Source organism: Alsobacter sp. P4_H11 (assembly GCF_056400925.1).
In genome coordinates this window covers 223124-249009 of the sequence record NZ_JBFUKI010000007.1, presented here as the reverse complement: position 1 = coordinate 249009, position 25886 = coordinate 223124, and the positions used below count along the sequence as shown (strand labels likewise).

At 69.1% G+C, this 25886-nt stretch carries 26 protein-coding genes; 22 read left to right on the top strand and 4 right to left on the bottom strand.

Annotated features, from left to right (window positions below):
* The first annotated feature begins 72 nt into the window (after positions 1-72).
* From AC1DSZ_RS14595 to AC1DSZ_RS14560, 8 genes are all read left to right on the top strand, one after another.
* The gene (locus tag AC1DSZ_RS14595; protein ID WP_476839065.1) at positions 73-1254 is read left to right on the top strand and encodes an extracellular solute-binding protein; all 1182 of its coding nucleotides are present in this window, start codon (positions 73-75) and stop codon (positions 1252-1254) included.
* The gene (locus AC1DSZ_RS14590) at positions 1251-2300 is read left to right on the top strand and encodes a Gfo/Idh/MocA family protein (RefSeq protein ID WP_476839169.1); all 1050 of its coding nucleotides are present in this window, start codon (positions 1251-1253) and stop codon (positions 2298-2300) included. Before AC1DSZ_RS14595 ends, AC1DSZ_RS14590 begins: the two co-directional genes overlap by 4 nt.
* Entirely contained in the window at positions 2297-3316 is a 1020-nt protein-coding gene (locus AC1DSZ_RS14585; RefSeq protein WP_476839064.1) for a Gfo/Idh/MocA family protein, read from the top strand. Before AC1DSZ_RS14590 ends, AC1DSZ_RS14585 begins: the two co-directional genes overlap by 4 nt.
* 204 nt (positions 3317-3520) lie before the next feature.
* Entirely contained in the window at positions 3521-4696 is a 1176-nt protein-coding gene (locus AC1DSZ_RS14580) for a zinc-dependent alcohol dehydrogenase (protein ID WP_476839063.1), read from the top strand.
* Positions 4697-4713: 17 nt separating this feature from the next.
* On the top strand, positions 4714-5253 hold the full coding sequence (locus AC1DSZ_RS14575) for a hypothetical protein (protein WP_476839062.1): 540 nt from the start codon (positions 4714-4716) through the stop codon (positions 5251-5253).
* Between the two features lie 70 nt (positions 5254-5323).
* Positions 5324-5593 carry a hypothetical protein gene (locus AC1DSZ_RS14570; RefSeq protein ID WP_476839061.1) on the top strand — a complete coding sequence of 90 codons (270 nt, stop codon included), beginning with the start codon at positions 5324-5326 and terminating at the stop codon, positions 5591-5593.
* Positions 5594-5624: 31 nt separating this feature from the next.
* Positions 5625-5795 (top strand): hypothetical protein, encoded by a 171-nt coding sequence (locus AC1DSZ_RS14565; RefSeq protein ID WP_476839060.1) that lies wholly within the window; start codon positions 5625-5627, stop codon positions 5793-5795.
* A 131-nt stretch (positions 5796-5926) separates the two neighbouring features.
* A complete protein-coding gene (locus AC1DSZ_RS14560; protein WP_476839059.1) occupies positions 5927-6454 on the top strand; it encodes a ferritin-like domain-containing protein in 528 nt (175 codons plus the stop codon).
* Between the two features lie 113 nt (positions 6455-6567).
* On the opposite strand, the gene AC1DSZ_RS14555 is transcribed toward AC1DSZ_RS14560, so the two are convergent.
* Positions 6568-7224: a TetR-type transcription factor C-terminal domain-containing protein gene (locus tag AC1DSZ_RS14555; RefSeq protein WP_476839058.1), complete on the bottom strand. Its 657-nt coding sequence runs from the start codon at positions 7222-7224 to the stop codon at positions 6568-6570.
* A gap of 133 nt (positions 7225-7357) precedes the next feature.
* On the opposite strand from AC1DSZ_RS14555, the gene AC1DSZ_RS14550 reads away from it, so the two are divergent.
* Genes AC1DSZ_RS14550 through AC1DSZ_RS14520 form a run of 7 tightly spaced genes read left to right on the top strand, consistent with a single transcriptional unit; the run spans position 7358 to position 13929 of the window.
* Positions 7358-8179, top strand: a complete 822-nt coding sequence (locus AC1DSZ_RS14550; protein WP_476839057.1) for an SDR family oxidoreductase — start codon at positions 7358-7360, stop codon at positions 8177-8179.
* Positions 8179-8670, top strand: a complete 492-nt coding sequence (locus AC1DSZ_RS14545) for a MaoC family dehydratase (RefSeq protein ID WP_476839056.1) — start codon at positions 8179-8181, stop codon at positions 8668-8670. The genes AC1DSZ_RS14550 and AC1DSZ_RS14545 overlap by 1 nt, the downstream gene beginning before the upstream one ends.
* A gap of 11 nt (positions 8671-8681) precedes the next feature.
* Positions 8682-9611, top strand: coding sequence for an SDR family NAD(P)-dependent oxidoreductase (locus AC1DSZ_RS14540; protein WP_476839055.1), 930 nt, complete (start codon positions 8682-8684; stop codon positions 9609-9611).
* Between the two features lie 11 nt (positions 9612-9622).
* Positions 9623-10825, top strand: coding sequence for an acetyl-CoA C-acyltransferase (locus AC1DSZ_RS14535; protein WP_476839054.1), 1203 nt, complete (start codon positions 9623-9625; stop codon positions 10823-10825).
* Positions 10826-10881: 56 nt separating this feature from the next.
* A complete protein-coding gene (locus AC1DSZ_RS14530) occupies positions 10882-12111 on the top strand; it encodes an acyl-CoA dehydrogenase family protein (RefSeq protein WP_476839168.1) in 1230 nt (409 codons plus the stop codon).
* A 1-nt stretch (position 12112) separates the two neighbouring features.
* Positions 12113-13162 (top strand): phosphotransferase, encoded by a 1050-nt coding sequence (locus AC1DSZ_RS14525; protein ID WP_476839053.1) that lies wholly within the window; start codon positions 12113-12115, stop codon positions 13160-13162.
* Entirely contained in the window at positions 13162-13929 is a 768-nt protein-coding gene (locus tag AC1DSZ_RS14520) for an SDR family NAD(P)-dependent oxidoreductase (protein ID WP_476839052.1), read from the top strand. Before AC1DSZ_RS14525 ends, AC1DSZ_RS14520 begins: the two co-directional genes overlap by 1 nt.
* Positions 13930-13946: 17 nt before the next feature.
* Here AC1DSZ_RS14520 and AC1DSZ_RS14515 read toward each other — a convergent pair whose 3' ends face one another.
* The gene (locus AC1DSZ_RS14515; RefSeq protein WP_476839051.1) at positions 13947-14333 is read right to left on the bottom strand and encodes a DUF2794 domain-containing protein; all 387 of its coding nucleotides are present in this window, start codon (positions 14331-14333) and stop codon (positions 13947-13949) included.
* A 462-nt stretch (positions 14334-14795) separates the two neighbouring features.
* Here AC1DSZ_RS14515 and htpG point away from each other — a divergent pair, with 462 nt between their 5' ends.
* Entirely contained in the window at positions 14796-16703 is a 1908-nt protein-coding gene (gene htpG / locus AC1DSZ_RS14510; RefSeq protein ID WP_476839050.1) for a molecular chaperone HtpG, read from the top strand.
* Between the two features lie 148 nt (positions 16704-16851).
* Here htpG and AC1DSZ_RS14505 read toward each other — a convergent pair whose 3' ends face one another.
* Complete coding sequence (locus tag AC1DSZ_RS14505; protein ID WP_476839167.1) at positions 16852-17451, bottom strand: arylesterase; 600 nt, start codon at positions 17449-17451, stop codon at positions 16852-16854.
* Between the two features lie 165 nt (positions 17452-17616).
* Between AC1DSZ_RS14505 and AC1DSZ_RS14500 the strand changes: the two genes are divergently transcribed.
* The 4 genes from AC1DSZ_RS14500 to AC1DSZ_RS14485 all read left to right on the top strand — a co-directional run bounded on the left by AC1DSZ_RS14500 (position 17617) and on the right by AC1DSZ_RS14485 (position 22579).
* A complete protein-coding gene (locus AC1DSZ_RS14500; protein WP_476839049.1) occupies positions 17617-18318 on the top strand; it encodes an ABC transporter ATP-binding protein in 702 nt (233 codons plus the stop codon).
* Positions 18318-20909 carry an ABC transporter permease gene (locus AC1DSZ_RS14495; RefSeq protein ID WP_476839048.1) on the top strand — a complete coding sequence of 864 codons (2592 nt, stop codon included), beginning with the start codon at positions 18318-18320 and terminating at the stop codon, positions 20907-20909. The genes AC1DSZ_RS14500 and AC1DSZ_RS14495 overlap by 1 nt, the downstream gene beginning before the upstream one ends.
* A 205-nt stretch (positions 20910-21114) precedes the next feature.
* Positions 21115-21900: a Bax inhibitor-1/YccA family protein gene (locus tag AC1DSZ_RS14490; RefSeq protein WP_476839047.1), complete on the top strand. Its 786-nt coding sequence runs from the start codon at positions 21115-21117 to the stop codon at positions 21898-21900.
* Positions 21901-22033: 133 nt separating this feature from the next.
* Positions 22034-22579 (top strand): N-acetyltransferase family protein, encoded by a 546-nt coding sequence (locus AC1DSZ_RS14485; RefSeq protein ID WP_476839046.1) that lies wholly within the window; start codon positions 22034-22036, stop codon positions 22577-22579.
* Positions 22580-22589: 10 nt separating this feature from the next.
* On the opposite strand, the gene AC1DSZ_RS14480 is transcribed toward AC1DSZ_RS14485, so the two are convergent.
* Entirely contained in the window at positions 22590-24689 is a 2100-nt protein-coding gene (locus AC1DSZ_RS14480) for a 3-hydroxyacyl-CoA dehydrogenase NAD-binding domain-containing protein (protein ID WP_476839045.1), read from the bottom strand.
* 276 nt (positions 24690-24965) lie between these two features.
* Here AC1DSZ_RS14480 and ykgO point away from each other — a divergent pair, with 276 nt between their 5' ends.
* Complete coding sequence (gene ykgO, locus AC1DSZ_RS14475) at positions 24966-25091, top strand: type B 50S ribosomal protein L36 (RefSeq protein ID WP_106334813.1); 126 nt, start codon at positions 24966-24968, stop codon at positions 25089-25091.
* Positions 25092-25233: 142 nt separating this feature from the next.
* Positions 25234-25830: a tetratricopeptide repeat protein gene (locus tag AC1DSZ_RS14470; protein ID WP_476839044.1), complete on the top strand. Its 597-nt coding sequence runs from the start codon at positions 25234-25236 to the stop codon at positions 25828-25830.
* The last annotated feature ends 56 nt before the right edge of the window (positions 25831-25886 follow it).

Below are 25886 nucleotides of genomic sequence, written 5' to 3'. Positions count from 1 at the left end.
GCGCGACCGTTTTGCATGGTCGGGCGGGCTCAAATGGCCGCATCAGACGGCCCGGTGTTTCGGGGAGGAACCATGACCAATCTCACACGCCGCCGCGTGCTCGGCGGAGCGGCCGGGCTTGCGGCCTTGCAGGCGACAGGCGCTTTCGGACAGACGGCCGGCGCGCCGGTGCAGCTCAGCATCGTGGACGTCGCCGGCAATCTGCAGCTGACGCAGGCCGCGATCGAGCGGTTCGTGCGCGAGAACCCCAAGCTCATCTCGCGCGCCACCTTCACGCGGGCGCCGTCGCCCGAGCTGCCGGCCAAGCTGAAAGCTCAGCAGCAGGCGAACCGCGTCGACATCGACCTCGTGCTCACCGGGCCCGGCGCCATGTCGGACGGAATCCAGCAGGGGCTGTGGATCGACGTGTGGAAGTCGCGTGCGTCCGAGCTGCCCAAGGCCGAGGAGGTTTATCACGAGCAGGCGCTGATGATGCAGCGCAACTTTGGCCAGAACGAAGGCGTCGCGGTGGTGTATTCGCCCTCCGGGCCGCTGTTCGAATATGCGCCTGACCGGCTCAAGACCGTGCCGAAGACGGCGGAGGAGTTCCTGGCCTATGTGAAGCAGAACCCGAAGCGCTTCACCTATGCGCGGCCGGTGAACTCCGGGCCGGGCTGGACCTTCCTGCAGGGGCTTCCCTACATCCTGAACGACGCGGACCCGTCCGATCCCATGAAGGGTTGGGACAAGACCTGGGCCTATCTGAAGGAGCTCGGCACGGGCATCGACTACTACCCGGGCGGCACGACGCCGACCATGAAGGAGCTCGGCGAGGGCACCCGCGACGTGATCGTCTCGACCTTCGGGTGGGACATCAACCCGCGCGCGCTCGGCATCGTGCCCAAGGAGGCCGAGGTCTTCGTGCTCGCCAACACGCACTGGATTCCGGACACGCAGTTCATGTGCATCCCGAAGGGCACGGCGGAAGCCAAGCTGCCGGCGCTGCTGGCCCTCATGGCCTACATGCTGAAGCCGGAGGCGCAGTCGGCCACCTACGACAAGGGCTATTTCTACCCGGGCCCGGCCATCAAGGGCGTGACGCTCGCGATGGCTCCGCAGGAAAGCCGCGACGTGCTGAAGGAGTACGGCAGACCGATGTATGACGACCTGATCGCCAAGACGCCGACGCGGCCGCCGCTGACGCCCGAGCGCCTGGTCGCCGCCTTCCGGCGCTGGGACCAGGAGATCGGCGTCGGCCACGGGGCGCCGAACTGATGCGGTTCGCCGCGATCGGGCTGGACCACCGGCACATCTTCCACATGGTGGGCGGCCTTCTGGAGGCCGGCGCGACATGCGCCGGCTTCGACCCGCAGACAAGCGATCCGCGCGTCCTGGCGGGCTTCCGCGAGCGCTTCCCGGAGTTGCGGGAGGCGAGCCGCGAGGCTTTGCTGGACGACGTCTCGGTGGACATGATCGTGTGCGCGGCCGTTCCGGCCGACCGCGCCGCGCTGGCGGTCCGCGCCATGCGGGCCGGCAAGGACGTGATGGTGGACAAGCCCGGCGTCACCACGGCGGCGCAGCTTGCCGACGTGGAGGCCGCGGCGGCCGAAACGGGCCGGATCTTCTCGGTGTGCTTTTCCGAGCGTTTCATTGTCCCGGCCACGATCGTGGCCGGCAAGCTGATCGCCGATGGGGCGATCGGCCGGGTGGTGCAGACGATCGGGCTCGGGCCGCACCGGCTCAACCGGGCGATCCGGCCGGACTGGTTCTTCGACAAGGCGCGGTTCGGCGGGATCCTGACCGACATCGCGTCGCACCAGATCGACCAGTTTCTCCATTTCACGGGCTCGACGGACGCCGCGATCGTGGCGTCCGCGACGGGGCATTTCGGCGGGCCGGACCTGCCGAGTTTCGAGGATTTCGGCGAGGTGCTGCTGCGCAGCGACCGGGCCGGCGGCTATGTGCGGGTGGACTGGTTCACGGCCGACGGCCTGCCGACCTGGGGCGACGGGCGGCTCACCATTCTGGGCGCGGAAGGCACGATCGAGCTGCGCAAATATGTCGACATCGCCGGGCGGCCCGGGACCGACCACGTGTTCTTGGTCGACAAGGCCGGTATGCGCCACATCGACGCCTCGGGCGAGCCGCTGCTCTATTTCCGCGACCTCGTCCGCGACGTGGCGGACCGCACCGAAACCGCCGCGCCGCAGCGGCACGTGTTCACCGTCTGCCGGCTCGCCCTGGAGGCGCAGGCCAAGGCCGTGCGGCTGGAGCCCGCCGCTGGGCGCCCGGCGCAATCCCGTTCTGGAGATCTCGCATGAGCAAGACCGGCGTCGCCATCGTGGGGCTCGGGCCGGCGTCGCTGCCGCATTCCAAGAGCCTGCTCGATCTGCAGGACAGGGCGGAGGTTCGCTGGGCGGTGAGCCGCTCGCAGGAGCGGGCGGACGCCTTTGCGCAACAGTTTCCATTCCGGGTAACGACGGATTTCGACGCCGTGCTGGCCGACCCGGGCGTGGACGCCGTGATCGTGCTGACGCCGCCGAGCAGCCACCGGGACGTGTCGGTGCGCTGCCTGGAGGCCGGCAAGCACGTGCTGGTGGAAAAGCCGATCGAGCTCACCAGCGCGCGCGGGGCCGAGCTGGTGGCGGCGGCCGAGCGAACCGGCCGTACGCTGGGCGTCGTTCTGCAGCATCGCTTCCGGCCCGCCAGCCTGCGCCTCCGGGCCGCGCTGGACGGCGGGGAGCTCGGGCCCATCCAGGCGGCCTCCTTGTCGGTGCCGTGGTGGCGGCCGCAGAGCTACTACGACGAGCCGGGCCGCGGAACCTATGCGCGCGACGGCGGCGGCGTGCTGCTCACGCAGGCGATTCACTCCCTCGACCTGTTCCGGTCTCTCGTCGGCGTGTCGCGGGTAATCGCCGCCCAGGCGCGCACCACGGCGCTGCATCACATGGAGACCGAGGACTACGTCTCGGCCCTGCTCGAGACCGCGAACGGCTCGCCCGCTACCCTGATGACCACCACGGCGGCGCCGCCCGGCTATCCGGAGCGGGTCGAGATCATCGGCCAGAACGGCTTCGCCTCGCTGGTGGGCGGGCGCCTGCAACTCTCCTTCGTGGATGGCCGCACCGAGACCGTCGAAGCCGAGGGCAGCACGGGCAGCGGCGCGAACATCATGGATTTCCCGCACGACGCTCACCGCGCCGTCATCGCGGACTTCCTCGACGCGATTGGGACAGGCCGCCAACCGGTGGTCACCGGCGCCGAGGCGCTGGCGTCGCAGCGGCTTGTGGACGAGATCCTGCGTGTCGCGCAGTTCGGACCGCCGCGCGCGGCGTGAGGCGGGAAGTTCCCGGGCGCGGTTCGCGCCTCGGGCCCGTCCCAAAGCGTGCGGTTTCCGTTTTGCCGGAACGTTGGGCGGCATGGGTCATTTCCGGCCCATGCGTCTATTGCCCTTCGTTCAGGATTTTGCGCGCGGCTTGTCGTGCATGCCGCAGGCCGACATCGAGGTCCGGTTCGTTGGGCGCCCCAAGAGGAGCCGCCCATGAAAGCCCTTGTCTGGCACGGTAAGGAAGACATTCGCTGCGACAGCGTGTCTGACCCGGAGATCCAGGACTCCCGCGACGCCATCATCAAGGTGACGAGCTGCGCCATCTGCGGCTCGGACCTGCATCTCTTCCACAATTTCATTCCCGCCATGATGCCCGGCGACATCATGGGCCATGAGACCATGGGCGAGGTGGTGGAGGTCGGCCCGGCCGCGGCGGGGACGCTCAAGAAGGGCGACCGGGTCGTGGTTCCGTTCACGATTACCTGCGGCGAGTGCGAGCAGTGCCGGCGCGGCAACTTCTCGGTTTGCGAGCGCAGCAACCGCAACAAGAACCTGGCCGACAAGGCCTTCGGCCACGCCACCGCGGGGCTGTTCGGCTACACGCACCTGACGGGCGGTTACCCGGGCGGGCAGGCCGAGTACCTGCGCGTGCCCTTCGCGGATTCGACCCATATCAAGGTGCCGGACGGAATCCCTGACGAGAAGCTGCTGTTCCTCAGCGACATCTTCCCGACCGGCTGGCAGGCCGCCGCGCAGTGCGACATCGAGCCCACCGACACGGTGGCGATCTGGGGCTGCGGCCCCGTCGGCCAGATGGCGATCCGCAGCGCGATCCTGCTCGGCGCCAAGCAGGTGGTGGCGATCGACTGCGTTCCCGAGCGTCTCGGGATGGCGGAGGCCGGCGGCGCGATCACGATCAACTTCCTCGAGGAGAGCGTGATCGAGCGTCTCAACGAGCTCACCGGCGGCAAGGGGCCGGAGAAGTGCATCGACTGCGTCGGCATGGAGAGCCATGTGACCATGTCGCTGCCGGACACGATCTACGATCGCGGCAAGCAGCTCCTGATGTTGGAGAACGACCGGCCGCACGTGCTGCGCGAGATGATCTATGTGTGCCGCGGCGCCGGCGTGATCTCGATCCCAGGCGTCTATAGCGGTCTCATCGACAAGATCCCGTTCGGCATGGCGATGAACAAGGGCATCACGTTCCGGACCGGCCAGACGCACGTGAAGCGGTGGACGTCCGATCTGCTGCGGCGGATCGAGGAAGGCCAGATCGACCCCTCTTTCGTGATCACCCACACGGTGCGGCTCGAGGACGGGCCCGAAATGTACAAGACCTTCCGCGACAAGCAGGACGACTGCATCAAGGTCGTGCTGAAGCCCTGAAACCGGAGGCTGCCCCCATGTTCCCTATCAGCAACCTCGTTCGCCCCGAGGGCGACCCCAAGATCCTGCGCAGCGGCCCAAGCTCGTTGACGATGGCCGACAAGCTCACGCGTGGGCTGGGCTGGTTCAGCATCGGGCTGGGCCTTGCGGAGTTCCTGGCCCCCCGCAAGTTCACCCGCGCGCTCGGCATGCACGGCATGGAGCCGCTTGTGCGCGCTTACGGCGCGCGCGAGCTCGCGGCGGGCGTGATGACGCTCTCGACCGAAAAGCACCTCGGCTTGGCGAGCCGCGTGGCGGGCGACGGGCTCGACCTCGCGACCCTCGTGGTGGGGCTGGTGCGGCCCGGCAACCGGCGGCGGGACAACGTCGCGCTCGCGATCGCGATGGTGGTCGGCGTGACGGTGCTCGACATCGCGGCCGCCAAGGCCACGAAGGTGGCGCATGGCCGCAATGGCGCGGGCGACCGGCGAAAGTTCGCCGACCGGACGGGCTTCCCCCAGGGCGTGGAAGCCGCCCGGCGGATCGCCGCGACGGCCCGAACGGCCGGCTCGGCCTGAGCGCCGAGGGGGCGTTGCGCGCCACGGCGCGCCCGCCGGCTTTCGTTTGAAATCATGAAGGAGAACCTCGATGGGTCCACGTGACAGCGATCCCGGGCGCAGGATGCGCAGCCCTGTGAAGTGGGCTGTCGGCTTCGCTCTGCTGGCCGCCGCGCTCGTGATCGCGGGCGTCATTCCGACAATGTTCTCCCACGCGCCGAAGGCGCCGCCGCCCGCGCCGCGCCAGGCGGTCGGCACGAGCCCCAATGCGGATGTCCCGCCGCCCGCCAACGCGCCCGGATCGGCTTCGTCGCCAGGCTCCTCGGTGTCGCCGCCCATGCCGGCCGCGCCGGGGCAGTAGTGGCGCGTCTGCGATCGATCGGGAGGTTGGCGTGACCGGCTTTACGCTCTCGTTGGGGCTTGTGGCGGTGGCCGTGCTGGCCAGCCTCGCCTTCGCGGTCGACATTGCGTGGAGCTATCTCGGCCAACGCGGCCGCTATGCGGTGCTGGGCGTCGCGGCCCTCAGCATCGCGGCGGCGGGCGTGCTGGCCGCGATACGCTGAGAGGCGGCGTGCGCGCCGAAGCAGCGTAGCGCGCCATTGCGCACGGCGCCCCCGCGAGGGGAACAACGCCGAGCGGCCGGCCGTTAGCCGACCTCTCATTTCAATCTTCTGCAACTCTTCTGGAGACACCCATGAGCATGACGGAAGGCATCGCCGACACGATTCGATCCGAGTTCGTCACCGGCCTGCGCAACGTGCACGCGGTGGAAAAGCAGGCCCGCCAGATGATCGAGCGGCAGCTCGAGCGGGTCGAGAGCTATCCGGACGTGGCCCAGCGTTTGCGCCAACATCTCGACGAAACCAACGCGCAGGAAGAGCGCATCGACCAGCTTCTCGCCCGGTTCGACGAAAGCCGCTCGGTGCTGAAGGACATGGCGACCCAGTTCATGGGCAACATGGCGGCGATCACGCACGCGGCGGCGGATGACGAAATCCTGAAGAACACCTTTGCAAACCTGGCTTTCGAAAACTTCGAGATCGCGTCGTACCGGTCGCTGATCGCCATGGCGCAGGCGGGCGGATTCAGCCAGGAAGCCCAGGTTCTGCAGCAGTCGCTCAACGAAGAACTCGCGATGGCGAAGTGGATCGACGAGAACGTCGACGCCGTGACGCAGCGCTATCTCACCCTGAAGTCCACGGGCGCGAAGGCGGACCGTTAGTCCGAACAACCTGCCGGCCCATCGGCGTCGCGGTTCCCCTCCGCCGCGGCGCCGCGGCCTGGAGCTGGGCTCGACCTCCTTGCGCAGGTCGCCCGCTCCAGCGTCCTTTTCGGCTATTCTCGTCGCACGACGCCGTTCAGGAGCGTGTCGGCCAGCGTCCGGGCAATGGCCTGGCGACCGGCACGCTCGTCGCCCGCCCTGGGGCGATACCAGATTGTCATCCAGTTCAGCGCTCCCAGCAGCGCCTTGACGGTGAGCCGCACGTCGCAGGGCGCGATGCTGCCGTCGCGCGATCCCGCCTCCAGCACGTCCCCGATCAGGGCCTCGAAGGCGTCGCGGCGTTGCGTCAGATGGGCCAGCATGGCGCGCTGGTCGGGCGTGCTGGCGCCGTGCATGTGCATCTCGACGCCCTGCGTGTTCACTTTCTGAAACGCCACGCTCTCCATCATCGTGAGCGCATGCGCTTCCAGCACCGCGCGCAGCCTCGCTGCGCCATCGCCGGGGCCTTCGGCGGCCGGCCGCGCAGCCTGGAAGCACAGATCCATGCCGTGTTCGATCACGGCGAAGAACAGATCCGCCTTGGCGGGAAAGTGATGGTAGATCAGCCCCTTGGTGGCTCCCATCCGGCGCGCGATCATGTCGATCGAGGTGGCCTCGAAGCCGTTGATCATGAAGCACTCCGCCGCCGCTACGAGGATCTCGTCGCGGCGCTGCGCGGTGTCGTTCACCCGCGCCGGGCGTTCGGAATGCTGTGCGTCTCGCGGCTTCATGGGCGTTCGGCTTCCATCGGCGTTGCTGCGGCCGCATCATCCTAAGCACTGGACAGCGCCGCGTCAGGCTGCATACTACTCGGTATGTTGGCGGTTGCGCCAGCCCGCCGTCACACACCCGGGAGGACGCCCTATGGATTATCTGGAGTCTCTTTTCTCGGCAGCGGGCAAGACTGCCCTCGTGACAGGCGGCGCCACCGGCATCGGCCGCATGTGCGCCGAAGCGCTGGTGAGGGCCGGCGCGCGGGTGCTGATCGCGTCGCGCAAGGGCGAGGCGTGTGAGGCCACGGCCGCGGAGCTGAACGCGCTTGGGGCCGCCGGCCATTGCGAAGGGTTCGCGGGCGATGTCGGCACGGAGGCCGGCGTGATGGCGCTGGCGGCCGAGGTCAAGAACCGCGTCGGCGGGCGCCTGGACATTCTGGTCAACAACGCCGGCAAGACCTGGGGCGAGCCGATGGGCACGTTTCCGTGGAAAGCCTGGGAGGGCGTGTTCTCGGTGAACGTGGCCGGCCTGTTCACGCTCACGCGCGAGCTCCTGCCGGAGCTGACCGCCGCGGCGACGGCGGACGAGCCCGCCAGGGTCGTCAACCTCGGCTCCGTGATGGGCTCGGCCCCGATGGGCGAGGGACCGTACTCCTACTCGGCCTCCAAGGCGGCCGTGCACCACCTCACCAAGATCCTGGCGCGCGAGTTCGCCGGGCGGCAAATCACCGTGAACGCCTTCGCGCCCGGCCCCTTCCCGAGCCGGATGATGGCGTTTGCGACCGCCGAGGAAGAAGCGCGCGCCAAAACGGCCGCCACGGTGCCGATGGGCCGCATCGGTCGCCCGAGCGACATCGCGGGGGCGCTGTTGTTCCTGTGCGGCCGCGGCGGCGCCTACACGACTGGCGCTATCCTGCCGCTGGACGGCGGCGTCGCGGTGGAAGGCGGGCACAAGCTGTTCGAGGTCGAGTGATGACGCAGGCGGAACTGCCCTCGGCGGGGCCGCGCCGCGCCATCTCGCTTGCGGACTACAAGGCGCTCGTCGGGCAGGAGATCGGCGTCTCGGCGTGGGTCGAGATCACGCAGGAGATGGTGAACCGCTTCGCCGACCTCACGCATGATCGCCAGTTCATTCACATCGATCCGGCGCGGGCGGCCGAGACCCCGTTCGGCGGCACGGTCGCGCATGGCTTCCTGACGCTCTCGATGCTGAGCGTCATGGCGTACGACGCGGTGCCGTCGCTGGAAGGGTCGGCGATGGGCGTGAACTACGGCTTCGAGCGCCTGCGCTTCGTGAGCCCGGTGCGGCCGGGCTCACGCGTGCGCGGCCGCTTTGCGCTGACGGAGATCACCGAGCGCACGCCGACGGAGCTGATGCTGCGCGTGAGCGCGACGGTGGAGATCGACGGTCAGGCGAAGCCCGCCATCGTGGCCGATTGGCTGACCCTGCGCGTGCTGGGCTGAGGAGAGGATCGATGACGATCAGGTTCGACGGACGGGTCGCGATCGTGACCGGCGCCGGGGCAGGCCTTGGCCGCAGCCACGCGCTCGGATTGGCCGAGCGCGGCGCCAAGGTGGCGGTGCTCGACATGGGCGGAGCGCTGGACGGCTCCGGCGGGTCCGCGACCGCGGCCGAGCAGGTCGTCGCCGAAATCGAGGCGGCCGGCGGCGAAGCCATGGCGTGCGCGGTGGACGTCACCGATTTCGCGGCCGTGACGGCTGCGGTCGGCGCGGTGCTGGCCCGCTGGGGACGGGTCGACATCCTGGTCAACAACGCCGGGATCCTGCGCGACCGGACCTTCGCGAAGATGGAGATGGACGACTTCCGCAAGGTCGTCGAGGTGCACCTGATGGGCTCCGTCCATTGCACCAAGGCCGTGTGGGACACCATGCGCCAGCAGAACTACGGCCGCATCGTCTTCACGTCGTCGTCGTCGGGCCTCTACGGCAATTTCGGGCAGTCGAACTACGGCGCCGCCAAGGCCTCGATGGTCGGCCTCATGAACGTGCTGCACCTGGAAGGCCGCAAGCACGACATCCGGGTCAACACGCTCGCCCCCACGGCGGCGACGCGCATGACCGAGCAGTTGATGTCGCCCGAGGCGCTGGAGCTGCTGCGGCCGGAATTCATCACGCCCGGCGTGCTCTACCTGGTGTCGGACGTGGCGCCGTCGCGCACCATCCTGGGCGCCGGCGCGGGCGTGTTCGCCCAGACGGTGATCACCGAGACCGAGGGCGTTTACCTCGACGAGGCCGAGCGGACGCCGGAGGGCGTCGCGGCGCATTTCGCGGCGATCTCGGATCCGGCCAACGAGAGCGTGCTCACCGAAGCCTTTCACCAAACGGACAAGTTCGTCAGGATGGCGGCCAAGCACAAGGGCGTCGACCTCCAGGCGAGCCGATAGGGAGAAACACCATGCGGGAAGCCGTGATCGTCTCGACGGCGCGCACACCGATCGGCAAAGCCTATCGGGGCGCGTTCAATGACACGCAGGCGCAGGCGCTGGGCGGCCACGCCATTGCGTCGGCGGTGAGCCGGGCCGGCATCGACCCGGCCGAGGTCGACGACGTGATCATGGGGGCGGCCCTGCAGCAGGGCTCCACCACCATGAACATCGCCCGGCAGGCGGCCATGCGGGCCGGGCTGCCGACCTCCGTGGCCGGCATGAGCGTGGACCGGCAATGCGCCTCCGGCCTCATGGCGATCGCGATCGCGGCCAAGCAGATCGTCGCGGACGGTATGACAGTGACGGTGGGGGGCGGGCTGGAGTCCATTTCGCTCTGCCAGAACGAGCACGCGAACCGCTACCGCGCCCAGGATCCCTGGCTCGTGGAGCGCATGCCGGCGCTCTACATGAGCATGCTGGAAACCGCCGAGGTGGTGGCCGAGCGCTACGGCGTCAGCCGCGACGCGCAGGACGCCTATGCGGCGCAGTCGCAGTCCCGCACGGCCGACGCGCAGGCGGCGGGGCGCTTCGACGCCGAGATCGTCTCGATGCCGAGCAGCATGATCGTGCAGGACAAGGCGACCGGAGCGGTGTCGTCCGTGGAAACGCGGCTCGCCAAGGACGAGGGCAACCGCCCCGGCACCACGGCCGAGCAACTCGGCGCGCTGAAGCCGGTGTTCAAGGACGGCCAGCGCATCCGCGAAGGAAAGTTCATCACCGCCGGCAACGCCTCGCAGCTCTCGGACGGCGCCTCGGCCAGCGTGCTGATGGAAGCGCGCGAGGCGGAGCGCCGGGGCTTGCAGCCGCTCGGAATTTATCGCGGCATGGCGGTGGCCGGCTGCGACCCGGACGAGATGGGCATCGGGCCCGTGTTCGCCGTGCCGAAGCTCCTGAAGCAGCACGGGCTGACGGTGGACGAAATCGGGCTCTGGGAGCTCAACGAGGCCTTCGCCGTGCAGGTGCTGTATTGCCGCGACCGGCTCGGCATCCCGGACGACAAGCTCAACGTCAACGGCGGCGCGATCTCAATCGGCCACCCGTACGGCATGTCGGGCGCCCGCATGACCGGGCATGCGCTGATCGAGGGCAAGCGCCGCGGCGCCCGCTACGTGGTGGTGACCATGTGCGTGGGCGGCGGCATGGGCGCTGCCGGCTTGTTCGAGATCGCCTGAAAATCTGGATTGAAGGGAAAAGCGCCATGTCGCTCGGTCAGCCTGTCGTCGGCGTCATGAATCTCGGGGTCACCGAGAAGCTTCGGCCCTTGCTGGAGCAGGTCCGCGCCATGGTGCAGGACGAATGCATTCCGCTGGAGCGTGAGTTCGAGGAGGAGGTCGGCAAGGCCGGCGACCGCTTCAAGCACACGCCCCGACAGCTCGAGATCCTGAACGGGCTGAAGGCCAAGGCGCGCGAGCGCGGGCTCTGGAACTTCTGGCTCACGGATTCCGAGCGCGGCTACGGGCTCACGACGGTCGAATACGCCTACCTGGCCGAGGAGATGGGCAAGTCGCCGCTCGGCGCCGAGACCTTTAACTGCTCGGCCCCGGACACGGGCAACATGGAGGTGTTCGAGCGCTACGGTACGCAGGCGCAGAAGGACCGCTGGCTCGCGCCGCTGCTGAAGGGCGAGATCCGCTCCGCCTACCTGATGACCGAGCCCGGCGTGGCCTCGTCGGACGCCACCAACATCGCGCTTGAGGCCCGGCTCGAGGGCGACGAGTGGGTGCTGAACGGCGAGAAGTGGTGGGCGTCCGGCGCGGGCGATCCGCGCTGCAAGATCTACATCGTGATGTGCCTGACGGACGCCGGGGCCGACAAGCACAAGCGCCATTCCATGATCCTGGTGCCGGCCGGCACGCCGGGCGTGACCGTGCTGCGGCCCATGCAAGTCTATGGCGAGGACGACGCCCCGCATGGCCACATGCACATCCTGTTCGAGAACGTGCGGGTTCCGGCCGAGAACCTTGTGCACGGGCGCGGACGCGGGTTCGAGGTCGCGCAGGGCCGCCTCGGGCCGGGGCGCATCCACCATTGCATGCGGGCGATCGGGCAGGCGGAGCGCGCCCTGGAGGCGCTGTGCCGCCGCGCCAACGCGCGCACGGCCTTCGGCAAGAAGCTGGTCGACCTCGGCGCCAACTACGACATCATCGCGGAAAGCCGCATGGAGATCGAAATGGCGCGGCTCCTGTGCCTCAAGGCCGCCTACATGATGGACACTGTCGGCACGCGCGCCGCCGCGCCCTGGATTTCGCAGATCAAGGTCGTGGCGCCCCGCATCGCGCTGAAGATCACCGACGAGGCCGTGCAGATGCACGGCGCGGCCGGCATCAGCCAGGATTTCCCGCTAGCCCGCATGTGGACGCATCTGCGCACGCTGCGGCTCGCCGACGGGCCGGACGCCGTGCACCGGCGGGTGGTCGCGAAGGCGGAGCTGAAGCGCTACACCAACGAGGGCGCCTGACATGTCCGGCGCGCAGCCGGCCGCCGCCGTCTCGGCGCTGGACGAGGCGGCGCTGCTGGGCTGGATGGAGGCGCATGTCCCGGGTTTCCGCGGGCCGCTGACGGCCGAGAAGTTTCCGGGCGGACAGTCTAACCCGACCTTCCGGATCAGCTCTCCGTCCGGCGGCTACGTGCTGCGCCGCAAGCCGCCCGGGCTGCTGCTGAAGTCGGCGCACGCGGTGGACCGGGAGTTCCGGGTCATCAGCGCGCTGGCGCGGACGGACGTTCCCGTCCCGCGCGCGATGGCGCTGTGCACGGACGATTCGGTGCTGGGCACGATGTTCTACGTGATGGCGGAGGTGCGCGGGCGCGTGTTCTGGGATCCGGCGATGCCGGACTCGAACCCGGCCGAGCGGGCCGCCGTTTACGACGCCATGAACGCCGCGCTGGCGGCGCTCCACTCCGTGGACGTGCAGGCCGTGGGGCTGGCGGACTTTGGCCGACCCGGCGACTACTACGCCCGGCAGGTGTCGCGCTGGTCCGATCAATATCGCGCGTCCGAGACCCAGCCTGTCCCGGCGATGGACCGGTTGATCGCCTGGCTCGGGGCCAACCGCCCGCCGGACTACGGGCGCGTGTCGCTGGTGCATGGCGACTACCGCATCGACAACATGATCTTCGCGCCGGACGGGCCGAAGCTCCTCGCCATCATCGACTGGGAGCTGTCGACGCTGGGGCATCCCTTCTCGGACCTCGCCTACCAGTGCATGCAGTGGCGCCTGCCGCATGAGGGCGATTTCCGAGGGCTCGCGGGCGTGGACCGCGCGGCGCTGGGGCTGCCGACCGAGGAAGCCTATGTGGCGAACTATTGCGCCCGCATGGGGATCGATGGCATCCCGACCTGGACGTTCTGCCTCGCCTTCAGCTTCTTCCGCCTCGCCGCGATCCTGCAAGGCGTGCTGAAGCGGGCGCTGGACGGCAACGGCTCCAACCCCGAGCGCGGGCTCAAGATGGGCAAGGCCGTGCCGCTGCTCGCCCAGATGGCGTGCGATCTCGTGGAGGCGAAAGGCTGATGCGGTTCGCCGGACAAGCCGTGCTGATCACGGGCGCGGCGGGCGGCTTCGGCCGACGCGCGGCCGAGCGCTTCGCCGCCGAGGGCGCGCGGCTGGTGATCTCGGACATCGACGCGGCGCGGCTCGACGCCGTGGCGGCGGATCTGCGCAAGGGCGGCGCGGATGTCGTTGCGCAGGCCGGCAACGTCGCCGAGGAAGCAACCGCGCAGCGGCTCGTGCAGGCCGCCGTCGGCGCCTACGGGCGGCTGGACGTCGCGCTGAATAACGCCGGGGTGGCGCACCCTTATCTGAAGCTCCCCGACATCGAGGCGAGCCAGGCCGAGAGGGTGATCGCCGTGGACCTCCTGGGCGTCTTCTTCGCCCTGAAGCATCAGTTGCCCGCCATGGAGCGGCAGGGCGGCGGCGTCATTCTGAACGTGGCGTCCGTCGCCGGGCTGGTCGGCGCGCCGCTGCTCTCGGTCTACGCTGCCGCCAAGCACGGCGTGATCGGACTGACGAAGACGGCCGCCCTCGAATACGCCCGCAAGAACATCCGCGTGAACGCGATCTGCCCGTCCTTCGCGGACACCGCCATGGTGAAGGACGAACTCGCGCAGATGCGCGGCGGCGCTGACGCCGCGCTGGAGCGGGTCATCGGCGCGATCCCGATGCGCCGGCTCGCCAGCGTGGACGAAATCGTGAGCGCGATGCTGATGCTCTGCGGCCCCGAGAGCGCCTTCGTGACCGGAGCGGCGCTGCCGGTGGATGGCGGGCTCACGGCCGCGTAAGCGTTGACGTCGGGCCCTTATCCGACCACCAGACGCACCGGCTTTTCGAGCACCGCGAGCACGCGCGGGAGATCGTGGCCGCGCTTCAGGATCAGCCCGCCGGCCGCGATCACCGCGTAGGCGCCCTGCTTGCGGGCGAGCTTTGGGGTTTTCTCGATGCGGTACAGCGGATATTCGCCCGAGCGGCGATACACGCAGAACACCGCTTTCTCCTTCAAGAAATCGATCGAGTAGTCGCGCCACTCGCCTTCGGCCACCTTGCGGCCATAAGCGTCGAACAACGCGCGCAGCTCGTGCCTGTCGAACACGACCTGCATCGTTCCCGGGAAGCCAAGGACGCCGGCCCCCGGGGCCTCCCGCGTCCTCGATGCGCTTTGCGGATCCGACAGGTCTGCCTCGCTCATCATGCCTCCTGTGCTGTTCGGCGGGGCGTCGCCGAACTGTCACGGGCCAGTCTGGCACGGTTCCTCGCGGGGTGAAACGCTCGGATTCGCCGCGGTGCGGCGCCGACCCGGCGCCGATCAATTCCACATCTCGGGCGCGTGATGTTCGCCATGATATTTCCTTGATACGAACATTCGCCGGCCCCGAACGGCGTAGATAACCCTATGCGTTGCCTCGGGCCCGAGCCTGGTTCGTCCGGATCGATCAGCCCCCCAGCCCCCCGGCGTTCGGGGCTCGGGCCCACCATTTCAGTTCCCTGTCCTAGGGCCGCCGCAAGGCGGCCCTTCTCTTTTTGGGCCTCCGTCGCGCGAAGCGCTTGAAATCCCCCGTCAGGCTCGCGATATCGGCACGCGGCGGCCGAACCTTGGCCGCTCCCGGCAATCCCGCGCGGGCCCACGCCCGCCAAAACCAAGAGGCGACCCGTGGTCGACGCCGTTGCTCCCGATACCTCCGCCCCCAAGAGCGAAAGCCGCGCCTTCGAGGCCGACGTTTCCCGCCTGCTGCACCTCATGGTGCACTCGGTCTATTCGGACCGGGACATCTTCCTGCGCGAATTGGTCGCAAACGGCGCCGACGCCTGCGAGAAGCTGCGCACTCTGGCGCTGCAGGACGGCGCGCTGCTGGGGGACGACACCGAGCTCGGCGTCACCATCGCGTGCGACCCGGAGGGCAAGACCCTGACGGTGTCGGACAACGGCGTCGGCATGAGCCATTCCGACCTCGTCGAGGCGCTCGGCACCATCGCGCGGTCCGGCACGCGGGCGTTCCTGGAGCAGCTGGGCGAAAAGGCCGAGGGCTCAAACCTCATCGGCCAGTTCGGCGTAGGCTTCTACTCGGCCTTCATGGTGGCCCGGAGCGTCGACGTGCTGACCCGCAAGGCGGGCTCCGCCGAGGCCTGGAGATGGTCGTCGGACGGGCAGGGCGCCTACACGATCGAGCCCGCCGGCGAGGCCGACGCGCCGGTGCGCGGCACTCGGGTCGTCCTGCATCTCTCCGAAGGCAGCGAGGAGTACGCGGAGCCGCACACGGCCGAGCGCATCGTGCGCCAGCATGGCAGCGCGGTGCCGGTGCCGGTGGACCTGATCGAGAAGCCCGGCGCCGAGAAGCGCCGCATCGCGGACGGAACCGCGATCTGGACCAAGAACAAGAGCGATATTTCGGCGGAGGACTACACGTCCTTCTACCAGTCGGTGGCGACGCAGTTCGACGAGCCGGCGCTCACCATCCACTACCGCGCGGAGGGACGGCACGAGTACAACGTGCTCGCCTTCGTGCCCTCAACGCCGCCGCTGGCGCTGTTCGACCCGCTCCGGAAGGGGCGGATGAAGCTCTATGTGCGGCGAATGTTCATCTCGGACGAGCTCGAGATCCTGCCCGGCTACCTGCGCTTCGTGTCGGGCGTGGTGGACAGCGCCGATCTGCCGCTGAACCTGTCGCGCGAGACGATCCAGGAAAGCCCCATCCTGGCGGCGATCCGCAAGGGCGTGACCAACCGTGTCCTGTCCGAGCTGGACAAGCTGGCCGAGAAGGACGCCGAGCTCTTCGGCAAGGTCTGGACGGCGTTCGGGCCGGTGCTGAAGGAAGGCCTGTACGAAGACTACGAGCGCCGCGACGCACTGTTCTCCATCGCGCGCTTCGCGACGTCCAAGCACCCCGAGGGCGGGCGCTCGCTGAAGAGCTACGTGGCGGAGCTGCGCGAGAACCAGACGGACATCTGGTATCTCGTGGGCGACGACGCCAAGCGGCTGGCCGCCAGCCCGCATCTGGAAGGCTTCCGGGCGCGCGGCATCGAGGTGCTGCTGCTGTCCGACCCGGTCGACGCCTTCTGGGTGCAGAACGCGCTCGGCTATGAGGGCAGGCCGTTCAAATCGGTGACGCAGGGCTCGGCCGACATCGCCAACGTGCCGCTGGCCGAGGGCGAAACCGCGCCTGATGACAAGGACATGGGCGCGGATGTCGCCAGCCTGCTGGCCTTCGTGAAGCAGACGCTCGGCGACGCGGTGTCGGACGTGCGGCCCTCGACGCGCCTCGCCGAGAGCGCCGCATGCCTCGTGGCGGGCGAGCATGGGCCTGACCGCGGCCTGGAGCGGTTGCTGGCCGCGCATGGCAAGCTTTCGGAAGCCACGAAGCCGGTGCTGGAGGTAAACCCGCGCCACGCCATCGTGGCCAGTCTCGCGGCGCGCCTGCAGGGCGGCGGCGACAAGGCGATGATCGAGGACGCCTCGTTCCTGCTGCTGGACCAGGCGCGCGCGGCCGAAGGCCAGCCTCCCGTGGACGCCGCCGCCTTCGCGCAGCGCCTGACGCGGCTGATGCAGAGCGCGCTGGGCTGAGTATCGCAGCCGTTATCCCCGGTGGCATGCGCAGCAGGTTGGGAAAAGGATCCAGGAGTGAGCGCCTTTGCTCTGGATCCCCTTCCCGGCGCTGCGCGCCGCCGGGGATGACGGCGAGAGTTGAGTCCGATTGGGAACCGGCTGGGCGTCAGGCGCCCGGCTTCACGCCGGCCAGAAAGGCCGCGACGCTTGGGGCGATGCGCTGGACGATGATCTTCACGCCCTCGGGGTTGGGATGGAGGCCATCGTTGAGGTTCAGGCGCCGGTCGCCCGCGATGCCGTCGAGAAAGAACGGGTAGAGCGGAGCGCCGTGCTTGGCGGCGAGCGCCGGGAAGAGGCCGTCGAAAGCCTGGATGTAATCCGCCCCCATGTTACGGGGCGCGTACATGCCGGCGATCATGGCCGGGATGCCGCGCGCCTTGAGGCGGGTGAGGATCTCGTCCAGCGCCTTGCGGGTGATCGCCGGGTCGATGCCGCGTAGCGCATCGTTGGCGCCCAGCTCCACGATCACGGCGTCGGTTCCGTCCGGCACGGACCAGTCGAGCCGGGCGAGGCCCTGCGAGGCGGTGTCGCCCGACACGCCCGCATTGGCGATCTCAACATCGAGGCCCTTGGCCTTCAACGCCTTCTCGAGCTGCGCCGGAAAGGCCGCGTCGCCAGGGAGCATGTAGCCGGCCGTAAGGCTGTCGCCCAATGCGACGACGCGGAGCGTCCGGGCCGAGACGGGGGCGGCGAAACTGAAAAGCATGAGGAATGCGCCGAGGAATGCGAGAAAGCCGGGCAGGCGGGTGGGGCGAAACGCCCGGGCCTGCTGGACTGCGGGAGGCGAGCACCCATATTGGGAAGCGGTCGCGGCGAACGTGGAGACAGGCGTGCTGGCGGTCATGGGCGTGACATCGGCATGGACGCAGGCATGGTCAAGGCGATCGAACTCGAAAATGTGGATCTGAGCCTGGGGCGGGGCGCCGCAAGGGTGCACATCCTGAAGGGCGTGTCCCTGGCGGTCGGCAAGGGCGAGGCGCTCGGGCTGGTCGGCCCGTCCGGATCGGGCAAGTCGACACTGCTGATGGTGATGGCCGGGCTGGAGCGCCAGGACGCCGGCGTAGTGCGCATCGACGGGCAGGACCTCGGACCGCTGGACGAAGACGCGCTGGCGCGGTTTCGCGGCCGGCGGGTCGGCATCGTGTTTCAATCCTTCCACCTGCTGCCCACCATGACGGCGCTCGAGAACGTCGCGGTGCCGCTCGAGCTTGCCGGGCATGCTGACGCTTTCGCGCGCGCCAAGGCCGAGCTGGAGCAGGTGGGGCTCGGGCATCGCCTGACGCATTACCCGGCCGAGATGTCCGGCGGCGAGCAGCAGCGCGTGGCGCTGGCGCGGGCGCTCGCGCCCGATCCGGCCATCTTGGTCGCCGATGAGCCGACCGGCAATCTCGACGAGGCCACCGGTCAGCAGATCGTCGATCTCCTGTTCCGCATGAAGACCGAGCGTGGCGCGACGCTGATCCTGGTGACGCATGACCCCGGGCTGGCCCGGCGCTGCGACCGCACGATCGCGCTGCGCTCCGGCGTGATCGACGTCGAGCGCAGCGAAGCGCTCAGTAGCGGCCGCGCCTGATGCACGGCACGCTTCCTTCCCCGGCCCGCCGCGAACCGCCGCAACAGTCCTTCGGGGCCGAGCTGCTCGTGTCCTTCCGACTGGCGTTCCGCAATCTGCGCAGCGGGCTGCGGGGCTTCGGCATCTTCCTGGCCTGCATCGCGCTCGGGGTCGCCGCCATCACGGGCGTGGGCTCGGTGGCGCGGTCGCTCGGCGACGGGCTGGCCGGGCAGGGACGCACGATCCTGGGCGGCGATCTCGCGGCGAGCATTCTCCAGCGTGAGGCGACCGACGCCGAGAAAGCCTATCTGGCCTCGGTTGGCCGGGTGAGCAGCGTCGCCACCATGCGAGCCATGGTGCGGGTGGGCGACGCCAACACGGCGTTGGTGGAGCTCAAGGCCGCGGACAGCGGGTACCCCTCGGTGGGCGAACTGGCGCTTGATCCGCCCATGGCGCCCGACGCGCTGTTCCGCCGCGAGGGCGACGCCTATGGGGCGGCGGCCGATCCGGCGCTGTTCACGCGGCTCAACCTGAAGCCGGGCGCTGAAGTGCGGCTGGGCGACGCCCGCCTGATCCTGCGCGCGGCCGTGCAGTCGGAGCCAGACAAGCTGGCGGCCGGGATCTCGTTCGGCCCGCGCCTGCTGCTGTCGCAGGACGCCCTGCGCGCCACCGGACTGTTGCAGCCCGGCAGCCTCGTGCGCTGGTCCTACAGGCTCATTCTGCCGCAAGCCGACGAAGCCTCGCTCACGCGGGTGACAGACGGCATCAACAAGGCGCTGCCGGAATCCGGCTTCGACGTGCGCTCGCGGGCGAACGCCGCGCCGCAGTTTGCGCGCAACATCGAGCGGTTCAGCCAGTTTCTGACGTTGGTGGGCCTCGCCGCCCTGGTGGTGGGCGGCGTCGGCGTCGCCAACGCGGTGGCGGCCTATGTGGACCGGCGGCGGGCTTCGCTCGCCACTCTCAAGAGCGTCGGCGCCACGGGCGGCCGCGTGTTCCTGATCGCGCTGATCGAAATCGTCGCGCTGGCGCTGGCCGGCGTGCTGATCGGCCTCGGGATCGGGGCGGCCTTGCCGTATGTGCTGGCGTCCAGCCTGCGCAGCCTGCTGCCGATCCCGCTCGATCCGCATCTCTACCCGTCCGAGCTGGCCGGCGGGGCGCTTTACGGACTGCTCACCGCAATCGCGTTCTCGCTCTGGCCGCTGAGCCGCGTGCACGACATCTCGGTGTCCGGGCTGTTTCGCGACCAGGTCGCGCCGGACCGCCGCTGGCCGCGCAGGCGCTATGTGGTGGCGCTCGCGGTCGCGGTGCTCACCTTGGCCGGCTTCGCCATCCTGCTCAGCTTCGACCGGCGCGTGGCGCTGGCCGCCGTGATCGGCACCGCGGTGGCCTTCGTGTTGCTGCGCGGCGTCGCGTGGCTGATCATGACGGTGGCGGCCCGGCTGCCCCGGCCGAGGGGCGCCGAGCTACGGCTTGCGATCGCGAACATCCACCGGCCGGGCGCGCTGACGCCGTCGCTGGCGTTGTCGCTCGGCCTCGGCGTGACACTGCTGGTCACGCTCGCGCTGGTGGATTCGTCCATCCGCAGCCAGCTGACGCGCTCGTTGCCCGAGCGGGCGCCGAGCTTCTTCTTTCTCGACATTCCGTCGTCGGACGCCGACCGGTTCGACGCCCTGCTCGGGCAGGTGGCGCAGGGGGCCAAGATCGAGCGCGTCCCGATGATGCGGGGCCGGGTGGTTTCGATCAAGGGCGTGCCGGCCGCCGAGGTGAAGGCTGCCGAGAACGCCGCCTGGGTGCTGGAGGGCGACCGCGGCATCACATATGCGACGACCCTGCCGGACGGCTCACGCCTCGTCGCGGGCGAATGGTGGGCGCCGGACTACAAGGGCCCGCCGCTGGTGTCGTTCGACGACGAGCTCGCCAAGGGGCTCAACCTCGCGGTGGGCGACCCGATCACCGTCAATGTGCTCGGGCGCAACATCACCGCCAAGATTGCGAACCTGCGCCGGGTGGAGTGGCAGTCGCTCGGCATCAATTTCGTGATGGTGTTCTCGCCCTCCGCCTTTGCGGGCGCGCCGCATTCGGATCTGTCGACCGTGACGTTCCCGGGCGGCGCGCCGCAGGAGCGCGAGCAGGCCGTGGTGGCCGCCATGGCGAAGGACTTCCCCAACGTCACCACCGTGCGGGTGAAGGACGCGCTGGACGCCATCAACGACCTCGTCGGGCAGCTCGCGCTCGCGATCCGGGGCGCGAGCACGGTGGCGGTGGCGGCCAGCATCCTGGTTCTCGCGGGCGCGCTGGCGGCCGGGCGGCGCTCGCGCGTTTACGACGCCGTGGTGCTGAAGACGCTCGGCGCGACGCGTGGGCGGCTGCTTGCGGCGTTTCTGCTGGAATACGGCATCCTGGGCGTGGCCACGGCGGTTTTCGGCACGCTCGCCGGGACGGCGGCGGCATGGTGGATCGTCGAGAAGCTTATGAAGCTCAGCCTCGAATGGTCGCTGGCCGGGGCCGGATCGGTCGCGCTCGGCGCCGTCGCGCTGACGATCGTGCTCGGCTTGGCGGGCACGTGGCGAATCCTCGGCCAGAAGCCGGCGGCTTATCTCCGCGATCTCTAAGTAGAAACCGGCCTAACGGCCGGGCGGCTGCTTGAACGGCGCGATATTTACCGTGCTGTTACAATTGACAAAATCCAGCTCTGCTTTTTCCGATTGCATCGCCGGGGGTGGCTCTTGTTTTCCCATTGGGGGCCCCTCATATTCATTGCAACTGCCGGGGACACACCGGCAGGAGGGGAAAGCAATCCGCTCTGCGAGGACGCACATGTCGAACTATGACCGCAACGCCTATTCCCAGTTCGGGCCCGTCGCCGGCCGGGCTGGCGTCGCCGAGTACGACCAGGGCCTGCGCGCCTATATGCTCGGCATCTACAACCACATGACGATCGCGCTTGCGATCTCGGCGCTCGTGGCGCTCGGGACCTACATGGCCGCCGTATCGTCCGTGCCGACCGCCTATCCGATCGGCCGCTCCATCTACCTGACGGGCTTCGGCGCCGCGCTCTATCTCAGCCCCCTGAAGTGGCTGGTCATGCTGGCGCCGCTCGGCTTCGTGTTCTTCCTTTCGTTCCGCTTCGAGAGGATGAGCCTCGGCGCCCTGATGGGCACGTTCTGGGCCTTCGCGACCGTGATGGGCCTTTCGCTGAGCACGATCTTCCTCGTGTTCAAGATGGGCAGCATCGTGCAGACGCTGTTCATCACGGCGGCCTCGTTCGGCGCGCTCTCGCTGTACGGCTACACGACCAAGCGTAGCCTCTCGGCGATGGGGTCGTTCCTGGTGATGGGTCTCTTCGGCCTGATCATCGCGAGCCTGGCCAACATCTTCTTCCAGAGCGGCGCGCTGCAGTTCGTGATCAACCTCGTGGGCGTCGGCATCTTCGCCGGCCTGACCGCCTGGGACACGCAGCGCCTGAAGGAAGAGTACGACGTGGTCGGCCACGACCAGACCATGGCCGGCAAGGCTTCCATCATGGGCGCCCTGTCGCTGTACCTGAACTTCATCAACATGTTCCAGTTCCTGCTCTCCCTGATGGGTCAGCGGAACGACTAAACGACGGGCCGCGACGGCTTGAAGTGAGGCCCCGGGGCAACCCCCGGGGCCTTTTTTGTTGCGGCGCAACTGGAGCGACTTTCGCCCGCAGCCGGATGGCGCCACAAAGGACAGGCAGAAGCCGAGCCCCCGAATGACCTCCATCGTCCGCCCGTCCGAAGATCGCGACCTGCCCGACATCACGGCGATCTATTCGCACGCCGTCCTGAACGGCACGGCGTCGTTCGAGATCGACCCGCCCGACGAGGCCGAGATGGCGCGGCGTCGCCGCGAATTGCTGGCCGCCGGCTATCCCTATCTGGTGGCCGAGGCCGACGACCGGATCGTGGGCTACGCCTACGCGTCAGCATACCGGCCGCGGCCCGCCTATCGGTTCACGGTGGAAGATTCGATTTATGTCGCCCCCGAGGTTCAGGGGCGGGGCGTCGGCCGGGCGCTGCTGTCGTCCCTGATCGCGCATTGCGAGCGGCAGGGCTTCCGGCAGATGATCGGCGTGATCGGCGACAGCTCGTCGACCGGCTCGATCGCGCTGCACCGTGCGCTCGGCTTCCTGAACGCCGGCGTGGTGCGCGACGTCGGCTACAAGCACGGGCGCTGGCTGGACCAGGTCATCATGCAGCGCCGGCTCGGATCAGCGGCCGAGGGCGTCCCCGCCATGGAAGGCGACCCCAAGGCCTAGCGCTAGCGCCTTACCCCGGGCGGTGGTGAGAACCGAAGGAGCCGCCACTTCCGGCCAGTTGAACCAGCAGTTCGGCCGGCTCCCACCCATGCCCGAAGGCGGCATGGATCTCGCGCATGTCGGCCAGGATTGTCGGTAGCCCGACAAGATCGGCCTCGAACATCGGGCCGCCGCGCCAGGCCGGGAAGCCGTAGCCGTGCAGCAGCACCATGTCGATGTCGAGCGCGCGCGGGACGATCTTTTCGGCCAGGATCCTGGCTCCCTCATTCGCCATGGCGGCGCGCACGCGCCGGACGAGCCGATCCGGGTCGAACGGCTCGCGCGGGCGGCCGAGCTCCGCCGAGACCGACTGGACGATCGCGGTCACCTCGGGGTCGACCTGCCGCTTGCCGTCCACATAGCGGTAGTAGCCCGCGCCCGTCTTCTGGCCGAAGCGTCCCAGCGCGCAGAGACGGTCCGCGACGGTTCCGCCGTAGCGCGCCTTCGGATCACGCGTTGGAGCGAGGCGCTTGCGGCGGGCGGCGCCGATGTCGAGGCCCGCGAGGTCGGCCACCGCGAAAGGCCCCATCGCCATGCCGTAGCTTTCCAGCGCGGCGTCGACCTCTTCGGGCAGCGCGCCGTCCTCGAGCGCGAAGTCGGTGATCTGCCGCCAGGTCGCCAGGATGCGATTGCCGACGAAGCCGTCGCAGACCCCGCAGGTCACCGGCAGTTTGCCAAGCCGTTTGGCGAGGGCGACGCCCGTCGCGACCGCATCGGGGGCGCTGGCCGCGCCCTCGACGACCTCAACGAGGCGCATGATGTTGGCGGGCGAGAAGAAGTGCAGCCCGATCACGTCGGCGGGGCGTCCCGAGGATTGCGCGATCTCGTTCACGTCCAGATAGGACGTGTTGGTGGCCAGCACGGCTCCAGCCCGCGCAACCGGGCCAAGCCGGCCGAAGATCTCCTTCTTGACGCCCATTTCCTCGAAGGCCGCCTCGATCACGAGGTCGCACCCGGCGAGGTCGCCGAAATCCTCCGAGACGGTCAGCCGCGAGAGCCGCTCGTCCTTGCCGGCTTCATCGATGCGGCCGGATTTGAGCGCCCGCGCGTAAAGGCCGGCGATGCGGTCCCAGCCCGCCCCGACGGCGGCCGTGCTGGTTTCCACCACGGTGACGCGAAGCCCGGCGTCGAGAAGCGACACCGCGATGCCGGCTCCCATGGTGCCGGCTCCGATGACCCCGACGGTTTCGACCTTGCGGGGCGTGACGCCCTCCAGGTGCGGGACGCGCTGGACTTCGCGCTCGGAGAAGAACGCGTAGCGCAGCGCCTTGGCCTGGTCGGAGCCGACCAGCTCGCTGAAGATCCCGCGCTCGGCCGCGAGGCCTTCGCGGATCGTCGTCGTGGTGGCGAGCCGCACGGCCTCGACGGCGCGCACGGGCGAGAGTTGGCCGCGCGCCTTGTTGACGACAGCGGCCGCGGCCTTGTCGAAGGCCGCAGGGTCGAACGCCGGCATGGAGAGCTCGCCCGTCCGGCGCAGCGGCTTGCCGACGAGACTGCGGGCGAGCGTAATCGCTTCGGCGCGCAGGTCGCCCGACGCGACGGCGTCCAGCAGGCCCATGGGCCTGGCCTGGGCGGCCTTCACGGGCTTGCCGGACGCGATCATCTCAAGCGCGGCGACCGGCCCGGCGAGGCGCGGCGTGCGCTGCGTTCCACCCGCGCCAGGGATGATGCCGAGCTTCACTTCGGGCAGGCCGACCGCAGCGCCCCTGTCGGCGATGCGGCCATGGCAACTGAGCGCGACCTCGAAGCCGCCGCCCAGCGCCGTGCCGTGGATCGCGGCCACGACGGGCTTTTCGCAGGTCTCGATCGCGGCCAGCACGTCCGACAGGCCGGGCGCGAGCGGCGGCTTGCCGAACTCGCGAATGTCGGCCCCGGCGATGAAGGTGCGGCCCTCGCATGCCAGCACGATGGCGTTGACGTCTGAGTCGCCGGCCGCGTCGCGGACGGCCTCCAGCAGCCCCGCCCGCACGGCCTGCGACAGGGCGTTGACCGGCGGGCTGTCCACCAGGATCAGCGCAACATCGCCCTCGCGGCGGGTCGTGACGGGGCCGTGGGGGGCGGCGCTGCTCATGGGGCGTCCTCGCTGATGCGTTTTGCGCGATCCTAGAGGCGGCGAGGCGGGGCTGGAAGCCCTTGCGACCGGGCAGGCGTTCCAGAGCCGGTGTGGAAATGCGATCACAGGCGCAGCTTTCCGCCCTCTCCGGCTTGAAACCCGCGAGCGGATGGACTATTCACCAACACCGAAGGGGCGCGTGGGCCGCAGAACCACGTGGTTTACGTCGTGCCCGCGCAAATCCTAGACCCATTCAGGTCGTTCCGCGCGACCGTTTGAAGCGAGACTGGACCGATGAAGATCCGCAACTCTCTCAAGTCGCTGCGCGAGCGTCACCGCGACAACCAGATCGTGCGCCGCAAGGGCCGCGTCTACATCATCAACAAGACCCAGAAGCGCTACAAGGCGCGCCAGGGCTGAGCCCCGGCGGCTGGCCCTCGGGCCGGCTTTCAACGTGATCCATCGAACAGGGCGCAGCCTCTGCGCCCTGTTTTCGTTCGTTTGCGGCCGGCTGCGACAGCGGAGCCTTTGACAGGCCGGGTTCGAGCCTTATGTTGACCGGATGCGCGCGATCCGGATCCTCCTGCTCTCCGGCCTAAGCCTCGCCATCCTGGGCGACGCCGCCCTTGCGGCCCCGCCGCAGCCGGCGCCCAAAAAGGCCGAGGCGCCGCCGCCTCCCCGGGCCGCCAGCCTTGGCGATCTTTATGAGCGGCTCGCCCGCACGACGGACGAGAGCGAGGCCAAGGGCATCGTGGCCAGCATCCAGCGGCGCTGGATGCGCTCGGGCAGCGACACGGCCGACCTCCTGCTGAGCCGGGCCATGGAGGCCGCGCAAGACGACCAGCCGCTCGCCATCGAACTCCTCGACCGCGCGATCGCGCTGCAGCCCAATTGGGCGGAAGCCTGGAACAAGCGCGCGACGGTGTTCTTCATGATGGGCGACATGACGCGCTCCATGGCGGACCTGCGCGAGACGCTGTCACGCGAGCCGCGCCATTTCGGCGCCCTCTCGGGCCTGGGGATCATCCTGCAATCCAACGGCGACCGGAAGCAGGCCTATGAGGTGTTTCGCAAGGCCCTGGCCGTGAACCCGTTTCTAGCCGACGTGAAGAAGGCCGTGCAGAGCCTCGAGCCGGACGTAGGCGAAACCAGCCTCTGACAATCGGGACGACGGTGCGGCATTTGGCGCGTCCGCGTCCTGAACCTTTTCCGGGG